Source organism: Sphingobacterium sp. UBA7631 (assembly GCF_002483935.1).
In the GTDB taxonomy this organism is placed as follows: domain Bacteria; phylum Bacteroidota; class Bacteroidia; order Sphingobacteriales; family Sphingobacteriaceae; genus Sphingobacterium; species Sphingobacterium multivorum.
The window spans coordinates 226,242-244,199 of record NZ_DLIX01000003.1; the positions used below are offsets into that span (position 1 = coordinate 226,242).

Annotated in this window: 8 protein-coding genes; 4 read left to right on the forward strand and 4 right to left on the reverse strand. The window is 40.1% G+C overall.

Annotation, left to right across the window (positions count from 1 at the left end):
• The first annotated feature begins 108 nt into the window (after positions 1 to 108).
• Complete coding sequence (locus B3P16_RS04185) at positions 109 to 468, forward strand: CoA-binding protein (RefSeq protein ID WP_046674853.1); 360 nt, start codon at positions 109 to 111, stop codon at positions 466 to 468.
• On the opposite strand, the gene B3P16_RS04190 is transcribed toward B3P16_RS04185, so the two are convergent.
• The 3 genes from B3P16_RS04190 to B3P16_RS04200 form a co-directional block, all read right to left on the reverse strand.
• Positions 465 to 1,715, reverse strand: coding sequence for an ROK family transcriptional regulator (locus B3P16_RS04190; protein WP_046674854.1), 1,251 nt, complete (start codon positions 1,713 to 1,715; stop codon positions 465 to 467). The genes B3P16_RS04185 and B3P16_RS04190 overlap by 4 nt on opposite strands.
• Before the next feature lie 151 nt (positions 1,716 to 1,866).
• Complete coding sequence (locus B3P16_RS04195; protein ID WP_286841526.1) at positions 1,867 to 5,268, reverse strand: DUF1080 domain-containing protein; 3,402 nt, start codon at positions 5,266 to 5,268, stop codon at positions 1,867 to 1,869.
• Between the two features lie 12 nt (positions 5,269 to 5,280).
• Positions 5,281 to 6,549, reverse strand: a complete 1,269-nt coding sequence (locus B3P16_RS04200) for a Gfo/Idh/MocA family oxidoreductase (protein WP_046674856.1) — start codon at positions 6,547 to 6,549, stop codon at positions 5,281 to 5,283.
• 383 nt (positions 6,550 to 6,932) lie between these two features.
• Here B3P16_RS04200 and B3P16_RS04205 point away from each other — a divergent pair, with 383 nt between their 5' ends.
• Together B3P16_RS04205 and B3P16_RS04210 are read left to right on the forward strand one after the other, a co-directional pair.
• The gene (locus B3P16_RS04205) at positions 6,933 to 9,077 is read left to right on the forward strand and encodes a glycosyl hydrolase family 95 catalytic domain-containing protein (RefSeq protein WP_286801601.1); all 2,145 of its coding nucleotides are present in this window, start codon (positions 6,933 to 6,935) and stop codon (positions 9,075 to 9,077) included.
• Between the two features lie 151 nt (positions 9,078 to 9,228).
• Entirely contained in the window at positions 9,229 to 10,476 is a 1,248-nt protein-coding gene (locus B3P16_RS04210; RefSeq protein ID WP_286841528.1) for a glycoside hydrolase family 88 protein, read from the forward strand.
• Positions 10,477 to 10,602: 126 nt separating this feature from the next.
• Here the strand turns inward: B3P16_RS04210 and B3P16_RS04215 are convergent, their stop codons facing one another.
• On the reverse strand, positions 10,603 to 14,484 hold the full coding sequence (locus tag B3P16_RS04215; protein WP_286841530.1) for a hybrid sensor histidine kinase/response regulator transcription factor: 3,882 nt from the start codon (positions 14,482 to 14,484) through the stop codon (positions 10,603 to 10,605).
• Between the two features lie 137 nt (positions 14,485 to 14,621).
• On the opposite strand from B3P16_RS04215, the gene B3P16_RS04220 reads away from it, so the two are divergent.
• Positions 14,622 to 17,942: a SusC/RagA family TonB-linked outer membrane protein gene (locus B3P16_RS04220; RefSeq protein ID WP_286841532.1), complete on the forward strand. Its 3,321-nt coding sequence runs from the start codon at positions 14,622 to 14,624 to the stop codon at positions 17,940 to 17,942.
• The last annotated feature ends 16 nt before the right edge of the window (positions 17,943 to 17,958 follow it).

Consider the following 17,958-nt stretch of genomic DNA (forward strand, 5'->3'; position numbering starts at 1 on the left):
CTCGGAGCATTTAGATTATCTTTTTTATCGTAAACTAGAATGCAGAGAAGATAATCTAAATGCCTTGAGTGAGCGTGTAATAAGTAAATACAAAAGATATATAAAGGGATGAAAAAAACATTGATTTTGGGTGCTAGCACCAATCCATCACGTTATTCGAATAAAGCGGCAAATATGCTTCATAAACATGGGCATGCAATCGTCAATATTGGCTTGAGTGGAGGAGAAGCCGCTGGAGTTGCCATTGAAAAGAAAGGTGAGATCTATACAGATATTGATACGGTGACAATGTATCTTAGCGAGCCTAATCAGAAAGAATATTACGATTATATATTAGCGACGAAGCCAAAAAGAATAATATTTAATCCAGGTGCAGAGAATTCAGCATTGGAACAGCTCGCGATGGAGCATGGTATTAAGACAGAAAGAGCCTGCACTCTTGTTTTGTTGAGTACAGGGCAGTTTTAGATTTTGGATTTATGAAGCAACTCAACCGACAGATACTTCGTGATAAAATAATTTGTAAGTCCCACGGTATTGCTGTCGAGATTTAGGCTTGACACTTTTATGTCACAATGTTCCTTCAATATTGCCATGGTATAAGAATTGATGGCTTGCTGTATCGGAATCGTGATCAGTTCATTTGCTTTTGCAATTTTCCCCCCCAATACGATCAATTCGGGGTTGAGGAGCTGTATCAAGGATGCAAATGCTTTCCCTAGATTTGTCCCTAGTTTTGAAATCTGGTTTATTGCAAATTGATCACCTTTGTTTGCAGCTTCAATAATATGCGTTGGTGTTAAATGTTGTAATTCATCGGGTTGCAATTCGTTTAATTTAGTCAGCTCTCCTTTCTGGATTTCCTGTTTCGCATTGTTGACTAAAGCAATTCCGGAAGCTACGGTTTCCAAACAACCTCTTTTCCCACAGTAGCATAGTTCGCCATTATCGATAAAGGGCATATGTCCCACTTCGCCGGAGTAGCCATCACGTCCCAGATAGACTTCGCCATTGGACACGATTCCTAAACCAATCCCCCAATCCATTAGGATAATTAAACTGTTTTTTGTGTTTTTTGCCAATCCAAATTTCAATTCAGCATAAGCAGCGCCTTTGACGTCATTGAGAATGAAGACTGGTTTTTTATATATGCGCTCAAAATAATTTGTTATGGATTGATTGTCGTCATGTAAAAAAGTCTCGTTGGTACCTTCTTCAGCGTTGATTAGCCCAGGCATACCAATGATAATCCCTGTTAGGTTCTCGATATCAACTGATTTATCGATAAGATATTGATCAACGATTTGTGTGATAGCGGCTAGATTTTCTCCATTGCGAGATAATTCATTATCCAGCTCAACAGTTTCAGCAATAATGTTCTGGTTGTTGTCCATTATGCTCATAGTGATAGAGAAACGTTGGAGCTCAATCGAAAGCACCTGAAACAATCCATCACATAGCTTATATAAATTGGGTTTACGTCCGCCAATAGATTCTCCTTTGTCAAATTGACGGATAAAATCATCTTCCAGCAACTCTGCAATGAGGCTATTCACCGTAGGCAGGCTTAAATAGAGGTTTTTTACAATGTCATTTACCGATACAGATCCTAATTCGGCTATTAATTTTATAATGGAGATTTTATTGAACAGATTTTTCTTTTCAGGTTTACTCTCCAATTTTTTGTTAATCAGTAAGTTTACGGCTTTAGTCATAAAACATCATATTTTGAAATAGAATCCTCAGGGCTTTAATTTAGCAAAAGTTTTGGAATCATTTGGTTATTTTTCTCACTTGACAAACAAGTGGGCTAATTAGCAAAAAGGGGATAAGATTCCTTATCCCCTTTCTACGTATAAGTTAAGACTATTTGAGTTTTTTTACTCGAATATCTTTAAAGAATACTTCGGTACCGTGTCCAAGGAACCCGATATGACCAGAGGTTCGTTTAAGTCCAGGATGTTGTTTGCCATCCAAGGTTCCGTTTTTGCTTGCCTCGGCGATATCCGCATCAACAATAACAGCGCCATTTAGTGTAACTTTGATACGATTTCCTTTCACGACTATTTCCTCGGAGTTCCATTCACCTACAGGTTTTAAATGACCTTTTTTGGCAGGAACAACACCATAAATCGAACCGTGATATTGGTATTGCTTCAAGTCTTTATAAACATCTGCGCCATCATCAAGTACCTGGATTTCCATTGCCTCATATGCGGCGTCCCCCTCTAGAGGAGCCCTTATTCCCACACCATTGTTGGCACCAGGGGTCAATTTGAAGTCGAAGCGATAAATGAAGTCTGCGTATTCTTCTTTTGTGTAGAGGTTTCCACCAAATTTTGCATTTGGATACACCCAGATATAACCTTCGTCATTGATGACATAGGCTTGGTTTTCTGTCCACTTGTCCAGGTTTGTTCCATCAAAAAGTACTTCAAAACCTTCTTTTTTCTCTTGATCGCTCAATTTAAAGATTTGCTTTCTTGGGAATTCCTTGATAAAAAGATCTCTATAATAAACAACTGAACCATGCGCTTGTAACTCAATTTGTTCGGTAGGGAAAATGGATTGGTTTCTATCCCAATAGTTTTCAAGAGGAATATTATCGGTTACTAACTGTCCATTTAACCAAACCGTGACTTTATCGTCTACCATTTTGATTTTAAACGTATTCCATTCGCCGGTAGCATTGTCGGCAACCTTCAATGGTTTGCTTTCATTTTTCTGGTTGTTATATAATCCACCAGAGCCAACTTGGGCACCGACTCTTGTATTCGCAATATCCCAAATCTGTACTTGTGGAGTACCTCTCAAGTAAATACCGGCATCACCTTCTATACCACCATAGTTCTCCAATTTCCAATCTACAAGCATTTCAAAATCGCCATATTTTTTTACGGTAGCCAGGTTATCTCCTTTACCACTGAAGGTAATTTCGCCATTGGATGCTGTCCAGCCTTTGCGCATGATGTCATCGGCTTTAGCTTGTTCTGCTGCTAAAGTTTTCTCGTTCATCTTACTACGTTTGATCGGATCCGCTACCAAACCTTTCCAGCCACTTAGGTCTTTACCATTGAACATCGAAACGTAACCCTCTTTGATGGGCATTTCAGCGAGATAGCGAACAACGGCTTCTTTAAGGTATCCACTTTCACTACCCGACAATTTACCGATTACCTGTTCAAGAACCTCTCTGACCTTTTTTCCATAGAACTTGTTGTCCATTGCAATGTTCATTGCTACATTGGCAGCAGTTCCGCCCAGTTGTGCATCGTTCATTAAGTCGGCGGCAAAAACTAAAGACTGGTATGTTCCTGTAGGTTGTAACGCCGATAATGCTGCTTTTTTCTGATCTGCTGTTTTGGCAACGCTGAATGCATCTCTTAATAACAACGTTTTCTGTTCAGGCGTATTCGAAGAAGAAGAAATTGATTTAATTAATCCCCGGTATACCGTATTGAACAGATTATCGTCTTTTTCTGTTCGGGAAAGAGATACCAATTCTGGAAGTGCGTTGGAGGAAGACCAGCCAGCCAAAGATTCAATTGCTGCTGACCGTAGACTTGTATTATTATTGTTAAGGTATGCAGTTACAGCTTTCAATGACTGTGCGTCACCAAGCCCAGCAAAAATAGGGAAATATTTAGCGGTATTAGGCGCTGCTGATTTCGCTATATTAGCTGCTAGTTTTTCTGTTAATCCTTTTGAATTTGTGCTTGACTGAATCACATTGACAATGGCACGCTGCAATAGAACGGCAGATTTATTATCTGTCGTATTGTTTAGCCTATTGAATAGTTCTTCTAAATCCGACTCCTGGGCAACATTGGGAAGTGCTTTGTTGATCGCTTCTTCGACAGCAGGATTTGAACTCTTTATTGCTAATACAGCTTTGGATGATGCATTGTTGGAACGTTTACTTAAAATATCCAGTAATTGAATCTTTTTGTCGTCTTCTACCGTGGCGAGCGCATTGTTGACATCGGTAACAACATTTGCATCTTTAGATGATAGGATCAACGCCTTTACCGAATTGTTGAACTGTTGATCTGTGTTGAGAGCCTGGATTAAAGTATTGGTTTCTTTTCCCTGTGATAGTGTATTTAGTGCACTTAATCCAGCTAATTTAGTTACTGGAGATTGTGTTTTATTTACTAACGCCTGGATTAGTTTTAAACTGCTTGCCGAACCATTGTGGGCTAAGTAGTTCAATACACTTTCTTGAACTTCAGGCGTACCCTTGCTTGCTAAAGCAAGCAAGCTTTTTGCGTCGCTGCCCTTTCCGTATTTTCCGAGTAATTGTAAAGCAATGTTACGGTAAGCACCATTATCGCTCTTAACTGCTGCTAATAAGTTCTTTTGTTGTTTCGCCGGGTCAAGAGTTGTCAATAATTTAAGCGATGCAATTTGACCGTTGATTGATTTGGCTTTTTGGGATTCTTGGAAAAATTTGTTCAGAAACTGGATTGCATCTTGATCATGCTTATTGTCGATCAATGCTTGGGCATAGTCGATACCAAGACCAACCGCATCAAATTTGTCGTAGCTGTAACCTGCAGCAGTTAGTTTTTCCTGGAACAGCGATTCAGAAGCTGTGCCACCTATTTTGCTTAATGCGATTAATGCTGTCCGTTGAAAACCGTCCGAATTATATTTTTTGGTCAATCCCAAAATAGCATTTTCAGCATTTTTATCCTTTAAATCTCCGAGTGCAGTAACTAAGGCAATAGCAGTTTTCTCTGTCGTTGACGCAGCTAAAGCTTTTTCTAATGCTGCTGTCGACTCAGGGGTACGAATAGATACCAGAGTTCTCGCTGCAGCATCGGCAAGATAATCGTTTGCCAAGCAATTTGCGACAGCGGGTATAGCGGTATTATCTGCACATTGACGTAATAGGCGTAGGGCAAAGACCTGATTTGTTGGTTCACTCAATTGCGAGATGGATTTTGCCAAACCTTCAACAAAAACTCTTTTATGCTGTTCTTTACCTGGTTGATTTACATAGAATGAATAGCTGTTTGCTGCAAATTCTATCGGAGCATTATTGCTTCCCGGTGCTTTAAGTCCCTTGAGGAAAGTGGCAACGTCGTCAGACGAAAAACCTTCCAACTCATGCATGGCAAGCAAAAATTTTTCTTTTTCTTCGGCAGGCTGCTGTGCCAATACGTCTGCTATTTTGGTTGCAGTCGTTCTATTTTGTGGTTGCTGAGCGTAAGTTGCACTAGATATAAGAAGCAATACAGTCAGCGAATTGAATATTCTTTTCATTGGGATTTCTTTTTAAATAGACCAAGGGCCTCTCATTGGTTGGTGAATCAATCTATTTGCGGCGTCATCATTAATAAATAGCTCGTTTTGAGAGTCGTATTTTAATGATCTGTTTAGTCGCAATGCTGCTAACCCCATGTTGACCAAAGTACAAGAACGGTGTCCATTGATTTCATTCAGTGCAAACTTTTCTCTTGTGCGCACAGATTCCAGGAAGTCGGTAATCTGTGGTGCTGGTTCAGGATATTGTGCAAGTTTTCTTTCCAAATCTGGTATATCTGATTGAAACCCTCGATATAATTTACCTTTTGGACCTTCAATATAGGCTGCCTTTTCATCTTTCGCTTCACCATCTAGAATGATCTGACAACCATCGGCATAGGTAAATGTAATTCGTCTCCATGTGCCCACGGCATCCGGATGTTGCTGCGGAGCATCAACGTCAACAGTAACGGGACTTTCGTTGTCTTTTCCTAAGAAGTATTGAACAGGATCCATATAGTGTTGTCCCATATCTCCTAGGCCGCCGCCATCATAATCCCAATATCCTCTAAAGGTCGTATGTACACGGTGCTTATTATAAGGTTTGTATGGTGCTGGGCCTAGCCAAAAATCGTAGTCAAGTTCCGCTGGTACTTTCTCTTCCGGTAGGTTTTCCTTTCCTACCCAATAAAATTTCCAGTCAAAGCCCGTATGTTTGCTTATCGTCACTTTCAAAGGCCAACCCAACATCCCTGTATCAACTAATTTTTTGATTTTGCTTACGGGAACATTCATTCCATAAAAATCATCCTTAAAACGAAACCAGGTATTTAAACGAAAGATATTACCATGCTGTGCAATGGCTTCTTTCACTTTTTTACCTTCACCGATAGTGCGTGTCATCGGTTTTTCACACCAGATATCTTTTCCTGCTTTTGCCGCTTCAATGGACATCAGTCCATGCCAATGTGGCGGAGTAGCAATATGTACGATATCTACTTCCGGAGATTTAATCAACTCCCTAAAGTCATGGTATTCCTTCACACCACCGCCTAAGTCTGCTTGTGCTGCCGCCAGATGGGTTTTGTCCACATCACAAATAGCTACTGTTTTAGTTCCGGCGTAGCCAAAGTGTCCACGCCCCATATTGCCGACACCAATTACACCTTTGGTTAGATGGTCGCTCGGAGCAAGATAGCCCTGTCCTCCGAGTACAAAGCGTGGTACAATAGAAAATGCCGCAGCACCGACCACGGATTTTTTTATGAAATCACGCCTTGATGAATTCTGTTCTTTCATTTTGGTTGGATTAGTTGTTTTATAATTGATCCACTATTAGGCTGTTAAAAATAACGGCATTGGATATTTAATCTTAAAAATAGATAAAAAACTGATAAATGTAAACTGATAACTAAAATTTTACGTATTGTTTATTTGTGTTTTATTAAAAAATAACAAAAGAATGCTGCTGAATTCATTTCTTTCATATATAGCCACCCCATTATTGCCTATGCTTTGTTATTTTGTCTGCTAAATTGTTACATTTCAGCTTGGTAACCGACCTGTGGATAGATTCGGAAAGCCCTACCGATCAATTTTTCTCAATCGTTTTCGTAAAAGAGGCTTGATTTCAGTCGAATAATCCAGCATCTTTATGGTCGCTCTGATAGCATTAAATCCTAATGATGAATCTAAGAATACTATTTTTACTCGTTTGCATCCTATGCCGGCCATTTGGAGGATCAGCTCAATTTAGAATTCCCGTGTTGGGTCATACGATCTATGAAGGTGTATTTACCGGAAATGGTCTACTGGGAACGATGACTTACTTAGCCGGCAAGAATTCAATGCGTGTGGATATTGGACGAACTGATGTTTATGATCATCGCGCGAATTCGGCCGATAAATTGTTTGATCAGGCGCGTATGTCGTTAGGTCATTTTGAAATGGAATTTGAAAGCCCGATTGTACAGGCACAAGGAGAAATTTATTTAAAAGATGCTTATGCAGAGGCGAAAGTCAGCACGGATAAGGGCATAATGAGAATTCGGACAACCACCTTATCGAATGACAATATTATCTTGCTGGAGGTATTTAAAAAAGATTTTAACGGGAATTACCAGCTTACATGGAAACCCGACGAAGCCATCAGCCCAAGGATGGGATTCAGCTATACGAAAAAACCGAAAAACTATCCGACAAATCCAAAAGGCAGTTTTGGTACACAAGGCGGAATTAAATATTTTGACCAGCCTCTCTTAGCGGGGGGAGGGTATGTAACGGCTTATTGGAGCAAATCTGATAAAGAAGTGGATACCTATTTAATTACTGTAGATTATAGCCAGCATGGGACTGCTTATTTCAAAAAGGCGATTCATTATGTTCGGAATTTTAATGCTCTACAGTTAACGAAAGGACTGGCATCCCATCGCAAGTGGTGGACAAACTATTTTAAGGCATCGACGCTAGAATTGCCAGATACGGTTTATCAGCGGTTTTATGATATGCAACTGTATAAGCTTGCCAGTGCAACAAGGTCAGATAAACCCGCCATGGATTTACAGGGGCCATGGACGAGTCCAACTCCTTGGCCAGCTTACTGGCTTAATCTTAATATGCAACTTGCTTATTCACCAGTTTTCAAAGCCAACCAGCTCGGTATTGCAAACTCGTTGATCCAGATGATTGATCGAAATAAAGATAAGCTAAGACAAAATGTTCCCGAGCCTTATCGCTATAATAGTTTGGCTGTAGGTCGCTCCTCGGGACCAAGTTTATGGAGTCCGGTTCTTCTGGCAAAAAATGTTGCGCTGGAAGGCGCTTCCGATGGAGAAAAAGAATTGGGAAATCTCGTTTGGCTTCTGCATAGTTATTATCAGTATTATCGAGCGACCCTTTCTCAGGAAGTATATGATCGCTTGTTCCCGCTACTGAAGGAAGCTATAAATTATCATTTGCACTTATTGCAAAAGGACCAACAGGGTAAATACCATATCGGGGTGAAAACCTATTCACCGGAATACCCTAAAGGTTATGCTTATGATACAAATTATGATCTTTCCATTTTCAGGTGGGGACTCAAGACACTTATAGAGCTGGATCAAGAAAGAGGCGGCAAGGATAAACTTTATGCGGTCTGGAAAGACGTGTTAGCCAACTTGATTGATTATCCACAAGATGCCGATGGCTTTATGATCGCAAGAGACCTTCCCTATGGTGAGTCGCATCGTCATTATTCGCATCTCATGATGATTTATCCGTTTTACGACATAAACTGGGATCAGGCAAATAACCAAGCGCTTATTGAACGTTCTATTGCACATTGGCAGAGCCAAAAGCAATGGTTACAGGGCTATTCATTTACGGGTGCTGCCTCAATGTATGCCATGATGGGGAGAGGAGATTCGGCTTTGGCTTCGCTGGATGTTTTGTTACAGAAATATATTAAATCCAATACACTATATGCCGAAAGCGGTCCGGTGATAGAAACCCCACTCGCAGCGATGGCGAGTATTCAAGAACTGTGTATGCAGTATTGGAATGGCATATTACGTGTGTTTCCTGCAATTCCTTCTAAATGGAAGGATGTTTCCTTTACCAATTTTTTGACAGATGGTGGAAATCTCGTATCAGCGGAGCGTAAAAATGGAAAAACGGTCGGCATCCAAATCCGAAGTCAATATGGCGGTCGTCTACGTTTAAAATCCGATATCGGAACACCAGAGGTAAAAATACAGGGAAAAGGTACCTTTACTGTAGCGCAAGACGGAATAATTGATCTGCAGCTCGATAAGGGAGCAGTCGCTTTGATCAACGCACATGGATAATCGAGCTTAGAGAAAGGAAGACAGGAAAAGCTGGATAGGCAGATGCTTTGAACCCACGCTCCATATTAAAATGGAGAAAAGAGCTGATTATTTAACTATAGAATTGACGCGCTCATGCGCTGACCAAATAAAAATAAACGAATAAAAAATAATGAAATTAAAACAACTTTCTGTGTTATTATTGGCCGTTTTGGGCACTTCGACTGTCGTTCAGGCCCAAACAGCAAAACCGAATCTATCCAAAGAGTTCATTCAGCAACAGTTAGATGCTGCAGCAAAGCAAATAAAAGTCCTGGCGAATGAAACGCCGGCAGAAAAGTTTCCAAAAACTTTCGAAAATGGGAAAGAGGTATTTTCTTCATCCAGTTGGTGGTGTTCGGGCTTCTATCCGGGGACATTGCTGTATTTATATGAAGGCACCAAAGATGAGGGATTATTAAAGAAAGCAACTGAGAAATTGACGTATCTGGAGAAAGAAAAGAACAACAAGGGTACGCATGACTTAGGATTTATGTTATTCTGTAGTTTTGGAAATGCACTTCGTCTCACGGGAGATACGCAAAAGTATGAGCCGATACTCAGCACTGGTGCGAATTCCCTAGCATCTCGCTATAGTCCCGTTACCAAAACAATTCGTTCTTGGGATCACGGATCATGGCAATATCCTGTAATCATTGATAACATGATGAATTTGGAATTTTTGACACAGGTATCTAAAATGACTGGAGATAAAAAATTCTATGACATTGCGGTAGCTCATGCCGAAACAACCTTGAAAAATCACTTCAGAAAAGATTATAGTTCCTACCATGTGATCGATTATGATAAGAAGACTGGTAAGGCTATTGGAAAAAAAACACATCAGGGTGCATTTGATGAATCGGCATGGTCAAGAGGGCAGGGATGGGCACTCTATGGTTATACGATGATGTATCGCGAAACCAAGAAGAAAGAATTTTTGAAGCAGGCACAGCAAATCGCAAAATATATCTTAAGTAACCCAAATATGCCTGCTGATCTGGTTCCTTACTGGGATTTTGATAAAGATAAAATTGCGCAGTCGGACAAAATGTATCCAAATAAGGACCTTCGGGATGTGTCGGCAGCGGCATTGTATGCATCGGCTTTATTAGAACTTTCGCAATACACAAAGGGAAGTGAGGCTGTGAACTATTTTAACAAAGCAGAAATTATTCTTAAAAACCTGTCGAAGGCGCCTTATCTTGCTCCTTATGGTCAAAATGGCGGTTACATTTTAAGACATAGTGTTGGAGCGTTGCCATTGAATTCCGAAATCGATGTGCCTTTGACTTATGCAGATTATTACTATGTTGAAGCCTTGGTGCGTTATCAACGCCTATTGTCAGGAGAGCCAATGATCAAAGAGATCGCTAAATAGGACCATCAAAGAAAGCTTGTCGTTGATAAATTAACTCGTTTTAAGTACACAGGTATAGATAAAAAAAGAGATGTTAGAGACATCTCTTTTTTTATGGGATAGGATCTAGACTACTTTGAAATATCACTAAGTTTCAGTGGTCTGGCTAGAATTTGTTGTTTGCTCTGACGGATTGTATCCGAACTGTTTTTTAAATTCCTTACTGAAGTATTTCCTGTCGGAAAAGCCTACGGCATAAGCGATTTCACTGATATTCATTGCGGATGTTAGTAACTCTTTCGCTTTGTTTAGCCTATACGTTTTTACATAATTGTTGAGTGACAAATTGGATATGGCTTTTAGCTTGCGATAGAGGATTGGTGCGCTCATTCCCATTGTTCGCGCTATAAAATTGACATCAAAGCCATCTGATTGGATATTTTCTTCAATCAACTGATTTAGGGATGAGATAAATTGTGCATCGAGTTCATTGTCGAATATAGCCGTTTTGACTTCAAATTCCTTGCTTCTTTTCTGACTGACCGCTATGAGATTGTGTGCAGAAAGAAAAAGCTGTTTATTGTCGAAAGGTTTTGTCAAATAGATGTTTGCGCCATGCTCTAAGGCCAACGTTTGGGAATCGTTGTCGGTTACAGCAGTCAGCAAGATGAATGGTATATGGCAGGTCGTCATATTTGTTTTAATGGCCTGGCATAGCTGAGCACCGTCCATGTAAGGCATCATCAGATCCGAAATAATCAGATCAGGGATATATTCCAATGCTTTAGAAAGGGCTTCCTCACCATTGACAGCAGTAATAATGCTGAAGCTCTCCTCAAATAGACTGACAACGGCTGCTAATAATTCGCTATTGTCCTCTACAATCAAGATGGTCTGCTTTAAGGAAATATCCAGCGTGCCTAAATTCGTTGTGTTTGCTTCCTCTGTCTCTTTTGTTAATATTTCTAGCGGTATAACTCCGGTTTTTTGGTTTATTTGCTTGGGGAGACTAACAGTAAATACAGTCCATTGGCCTTTTTCATCATTCATCGTTGAGCAGCGAATATCTCCTTCGTGCTGCTGCACAATTTGTTTGGTAAGTGCTAGACCAATACCTGTTCCGATCACGTCATTAGCCTGTTCTTCACGATAGTACTCTTCAAATATTTTAAATTGGTTGTCGGTAGCGATACCGATACCATTATCGATAATACTGATCGCTATTGTGTGATCATTTTCGATAAGATCCAGATAAACTGTGCTATGTTCTGGTGTGTACTTGATCGCATTTGATAAGAGGTTAAACATGACTTTATCAAATTGTACAGTATCTATGGATTGTAGCCCCACAGCGTCCAGCTGCCGGATATAGTAGTTGAGGTGTTTTGCTTTTGCAAGGTCATTTAATAGGTAGAATGTATCTTCTATATATTCCCGAAAAGAGATGTCTGTTTTCTTCAGTACAAAGTGTTTGTCATCTAATTTTTTAAAATCCAGTAGCTCGTTGATAACACCCAGGAGTTTACTGGCATTCTTTTTTATCCGTTTTACCTTGTTCTGGGTAGAAGTAAGATTGGCTGTTTCGGAAATAATTTCATCCAAAGGAGCCGTTATCAAAGTCAGTGGTGTACGGATTTCGTGGGATATCTGTGTGAAGAACTTTATTTTCTTTTCCTGTTCCCGTTCTGAGTTGATCAACATCTCACGTTCGACAACAAACTTGATAACAAAATGTACACCGAGAGTAAACAAGCCGGCATACAAAAGATAGGCCCACCAGGTCCTCCAAAAGGGAGGTTTAATATCGATATTGATCCGCAGGGGTATGCTGCTCCAGATACCATCGTTGTTACTGGCGAAAATGGTCAAGGTGTGCATACCTGTAGGAATATTGGTATATCGTATAGAGGGGGTATTTGTTTCAACCCAATCCTTGTCGAAACCTTCGAGCTTATAGCGGTATCTGTTCTTCTGCGGTTTGATGAAATTGGAACCTGAGAAATTAATCGTTACAAAGTTTTCATCGTGTCGGAGTTTGAGCTGGTAGCTGTTGGGGTCCGACGTTTTCTGTAAACGTCCGTAGTTCAATGGCGTGTCTTCGAGAAAGATATTTCGAAAGAGTACTTCGGGGATGTTCTGATTAAAGATAATTTTTCGGGTATCTAGAGAAACTACACCATTTAGTGTCGTGACGAATAGTGTTCCTGCTTTGCTGGCAAAGACTTTGGCACCAAGTAGATTTTTGACCGGTAAACCGTCATATTGATTCAGGAGATAACGCTGTTTTGTTTTGGGATTGTAGCATATTAATCCATTTTTACTTGTAAGCCACACTTGATTGTTCACAATGATGGGCCAGCCTAAGGAATTGTTTGGAAAACGTGATACTTTGGTAAGCTTATCGTGCTGATCAAGATGATAAAGATCTTCTTTTGACGTCAGCCAGATGTCACCATTCGGATGCACATAAAATCCACCCAGGGCTAATGTATCAAGCTGTTTTATTGGTCGTATGTTTGATTCATTCGGTTTTTTGCGAAAAAGTGTCCCGCCTCTAAGAAAATAGGTCTGCTGTTTATGATCAGCTTGGATATCATCAATTGTACCTGTTTTTAATGCAGCATGATACGTTGCAGGTTTTCCTGGCTCCACGATATAGAGCCCTTTGTTGGTTCCAAGGTAAATACGGTGTGTCGGATCGACGTAAATGCTGTAGATGTTATTTTTGAGATTTAGGAGTTCTTTTTCGAGGTAAAAATGCTGTGCATTTCCAGATTGTGCATCGATAATGGAATAGCCGCCGCCATATTGTGCCGCGTAGATTTTATTATCGCGAACATAGAGGTCCTTGATCAGGTTTGACTGGGTTAATTTTGATAAAGGTGAAGTTACTCCAGTTATTTTGTCAATTTTGTTGATTCCTTCTTCTTCTGTTCCGATCCAAAACGCATTTTCTGACTCAGCAAAACTGCCGGTGATATCGCTACTGAGGCTGAGAGCAGTGTGCGAACGTGTTGAGTAATGCTGTATGGGGATGAGATCGGGGTAGATGGCATTGATTCCTCCAAAATAAGTTCCTATCCAAGTGATCTGTTGGCGATCTATGAAGATATCATAGATGGAATTTTGACTCAATGAGTTTTTGACGGAGGTATTGTGTTTATAGTTTAGGAAATGTGGCGAGCCGTTAAAGATGGAGAGTCCTTTTAGTGTACCGATCAAGAGATCTCCTTGTTTGGTTGGGACTATTTTTCTGATGTTATTGCTCAGTAGGTTGCTGTTTGATTCTGTTAAGTTATTCCATTTTTTATCAATGAAGTTGTATTGGAATATTCCGTGCAATTTTGTGCCAACCCACAAGATACCTTGATGGAAATATTGGGCACTGAAAATACGTTCTTTTAACGGCAGCGGGGGAAACATCAGATTCTGGATATGGAAGATCTGATTATTTTGCCATGAAAAAGACTCGATGCCCTTATAACTTGCTACTGTATAGGTGTTGGGGCTGGTTTGGATGATCGATTGCACTCGGGGGCGGTCGAGGATTCTCTTGAGATTGTAGGAGCCGGCTGTCGGGATTGCCTGATAAAGCCCCTTGTCAGTGCATAGAAATATCTGGTCTGATAAAAACTGGATGTCGGTGATGACAATTTTTTCCTGAAAAGGTTTTCCTTGTTTAAATACAGCTTTACGTTTGTCGATGTCGAAAATGAATAGTTGGGTTGCCGTAGCGATGAAAAGATGATTTTTTTCGTTGATGCCAATCTTATTAATATAATCTACCTTTTTAAAGACGGTATCCTGTACTAAAATATTGGTGATATTCTGGGAGTCATATACAAATAGGTTAGCGCCACCACCGAACCAAAGTTTACCCTGTTTATCCTGCGCAATTGTTAATACTGCCTGTTTATCCAACACATTCTCCTGGCTCAGTGTCTCAAACTTAAGATCCTGAGCATGACAAAGGGAAATGATGGATATCAACAGCAGAAATTGTCGCGATAAAATAGGCAATATGTTCATGGTTATGGGGTATTTGGATCAAATTTAAGATTTTACCCCCAAATATTTATGAATTTCACCCCTCTTAATTTGCGTATAGGCCCATCTTTGACCTAGTTAAACAACCAATTTTTATTATAAAGCTAATTTCCTAAAGTATGGCAAAGTTTTACAAAGTTGGACTGTCTGCTATGATGATGTTTACTGTGGGTGCGAGTATGGCACAGCAGAAAATTTCGATTACGGGGCGGATTACAGACAGTCAAGGTGCACCTTTAGCGGGTGTAACGATTCGAGAAAAGGGTGGAAAGATCTCTACTTCTACTAATGAGACGGGTCAGTATACCATCTCTGTCCCAGAAAATACTATCATACTGATTTCATACATTGGTTATCAGGATCAAGAAGTCAATTCTAAAGGGCGTTCGATAATTAATGTTAGTCTAGAAAAAAATACTTCAGCACTTGATGAAGTCGTGGTTGTAGGATATGGCACACAGAAAAAAGTCAATTTGACTGGATCTGTCGCTACTGTTGGTGCAGATAAGCTTACCAATAGACCTATTATGAACCTTGCGGCGGCCTTAGGCGGAACGGCTCCGGGCATTCGTGTTACGCAAGGAAATGGTAATCCTGGAAGCGAGGATGTATCGATTCGTATTCGTGGTACAGGATCTTTCAATAATAATAACCCTCTGATCCTTGTGGATGGTGCCGTGGCCGATATGGTTCCATTAAATACAGATGATATTGAGAACATTTCCATTTTGAAAGATGCGGCATCTGCAGCGATTTATGGATCTCGTGCAGCAAATGGTGTAATTCTCGTGACCACTAAAAAAGGGAAGAAAGGTGAAGCGCCTAAAATAGCATTCAATGCATTGTATGCACGTGAACAAGCACAAACTGATTTAAAGTTTATGTCGAGTACAGCGGATTGGATGGAACTGCACAACATCGCTAAAGTGAATGCTAACCCAACTTCCACATCTCCCGATTATACACTGTCAACCATTGAAGATTGGCGAAAAGCGAATGGGGATCCTAATGGTATCTATACTAATCCAATCACTGGGAATAGCATTCCAAATTGGTTAGCTTATCCAAATACGGATTGGGCACAGGTTCTCTTTCAACCACAATATTATCAACGATATGGTGTTTCAGTAACGGGAGGGAGTGATAAATCTTCTTATCTCATGTCCGCTGGATACCAAAATAATCCTGGAACGTTGGCAAATACTGGGATGAAAAGATTTAATATTCGTACCAATTTGGAAACAAAAATTGCGGATAGAATTACTTTTGGTACACAAACCTATGCAACAAAGGAGTATAAGCAACCAGGTAGCACTTCGATGACCTATTTGTTGCAGGCTTTCCCAGGCATGACCCCCATTTATCAGGGGAAATATGGTGCTAGTGAAGATCCTAATACAACAAATAAGGACAATATTCTGCAACAGGTTGCTTCAAATGGAGGGGAAAACAACTACACACGTATCAATAGTACGTGGTATGCTAACGCGGATCTTTGGAAAGGGATTGTCGCCGAAGCGCGGTTTAATTACAGTGAATATATGCGTGAGGATGAAAATTACTCACAAAACTTGCCTAGATATAGTTTTAGAGAAAGCTTTGAGAAACCTAAAGAAGGCATAGGGAATTTGGATCAGGCAACTACTTATCGTTTTTCTTATAAATCATCGAGTTATACAGCGAATGCATTATTACGTTATGCCCATACTTTTGGGAAACATGATGTGGGTGGATTAGTAGGATACGAGCAATATTATTCAAAGACAAGCGGGTTTAATGCTACAAAAAGGGGCTTATTAGACTGGGACGTAACGGATATAACTTCAGGTGCGACAATGGAATCAATTGGAGGTGATGCAAAGGCGGAGAACGCAATGATTTCTTATTTTGGCCGGGTAAATTATGCCTACGATGGTAAATATTTGTTTGAAGGAAACTTTCGTTCGGATGCGTCATCTAAGTTTGCTCCGGGACATCGCACCGGATTTTTTCCTTCTTTCTCGGCAGGTTGGGTGATCAGTAACGAACGTTTTTTTGATCCGGCTAAAACAACAGTTAATTACTTAAAGCTTAGAGGGTCTTATGGAACCTTAGGGAATACAATAAGTGGAAATTACGATTGGCAGACTCTTTATCAGAAAGTGAATAATGTATTTAACGAGTCGGTCGCTAATGGGGTTATTCAGCAAACTATCCAAAATCTTAGTTTATCATGGGAGAAGCTAACGACATACAATGTTGGGTTGGAAGCCAGTTTCTTAAATCGCCGTTTGAGTGTCGAGACTGATATGTATTCCCGAAAGACTTCTGATATCTTAACTGCAGCTATTATTTATTTGACAATGGGTAATATCAATGCCCCTATGTCCAATACTGCTTCAATGAATAATAAAGGGATAGAACTTAATCTAGGTTGGAACGATAAAATTGGAGAGTTTAGATATGGAGTAAATGGTAATATTTCCTATAACATGAACAGAGTTTCAGGTTTTAAAGGCACATTAAAGTATGAGCAAGATCCATCCACTCTCGATATATGGGGTAATCCAACTTGGCGCTATACGAATTTAGCCGATGTATCTACAGGAGGGAATGAGCGTCGTGTGGAACAACATATGCTTGACGAGTGGTTTTTAAGAAGGCCTTATGCGGGAACTGGAACCTATATGAAATCTGACGGAAGTGTAGATCCAAATGGTGGACCCACAGACGGAATGATCCGTACTAAAGCTGATCTGGAGTGGGTGAAATCTATGATTGCTGCAAATTATTCTTTTAATAATAATACGGTTGGGCCTGGTGCAGCAAATATATGGTATGGACAAATGCTTATGGCGGATGCGAACGGTGATGGTAAATACGGTAATGATGATGACCGTGAATTCACAGGGAAGTCTTCTGTTGCCAAATTTGTGTTTGGCTTAAATCTGACAGCAGCTTACAAGGGTTTTGATCTAAACATGCTTTTGGCGGGACGTGTCGGCTCTTATCATTATATTAATGAGCGTGGATCCAATGGATCAATCTTAGCGAATACAGGAGATCAATTGCCAGCAGATGCCTGGACCAAATACTATTCTTATGATGCAGTAAGAGCAAATAGCGATTATGATAATTATGATCCAGCTACAGATCCAAATGCAAATATAAATGGTAAATACCCACGTTTGCTTTCTTCAAGTTCAATCATGCAGGCTAATACATTCTATTTGTACAATACCTCGTATTTAAAGTTAAAGTCTTTGCAGTTGGGGTATACATTTCCTAAAAAATGGATTAATCAAGCTAAAATTAAAGACTTAAGGGTATTTGTAACAGGAGAAAATCTGTTGACATTTAAACATAAAGACTTTCCAGGAGTGGACCCGGAATTAGGTGGTTCATTGATTGTTTATCCCATCGCGAAGCTATATTCCGCCGGGGTATCGGTAACTTTTTAACTTAATCTCAGAACAG

What these genes read in the sequence shown, in the direction of transcription:
- B3P16_RS04185 (WP_046674853.1), top strand. Translation starts at nt 109, where the DNA reads ATGAAAAAAACATTGATTTTGGGTGCTAGCACCAATCCATCACGTTAT.
- B3P16_RS04190 (WP_046674854.1), bottom strand. Translation starts at nt 1,715, where the DNA reads ATGACTAAAGCCGTAAACTTACTGATTAACAAAAAATTGGAGAGTAAA.
- B3P16_RS04195 (WP_286841526.1), bottom strand. Translation starts at nt 5,268, where the DNA reads ATGAAAAGAATATTCAATTCGCTGACTGTATTGCTTCTTATATCTAGT.
- B3P16_RS04200 (WP_046674856.1), bottom strand. Translation starts at nt 6,549, where the DNA reads ATGAAAGAACAGAATTCATCAAGGCGTGATTTCATAAAAAAATCCGTG.
- B3P16_RS04205 (WP_286801601.1), top strand. Translation starts at nt 6,933, where the DNA reads ATGATGAATCTAAGAATACTATTTTTACTCGTTTGCATCCTATGCCGG.
- B3P16_RS04210 (WP_286841528.1), top strand. Translation starts at nt 9,229, where the DNA reads ATGAAATTAAAACAACTTTCTGTGTTATTATTGGCCGTTTTGGGCACT.
- B3P16_RS04215 (WP_286841530.1), bottom strand. Translation starts at nt 14,484, where the DNA reads ATGAACATATTGCCTATTTTATCGCGACAATTTCTGCTGTTGATATCC.
- B3P16_RS04220 (WP_286841532.1), top strand. Translation starts at nt 14,622, where the DNA reads ATGGCAAAGTTTTACAAAGTTGGACTGTCTGCTATGATGATGTTTACT.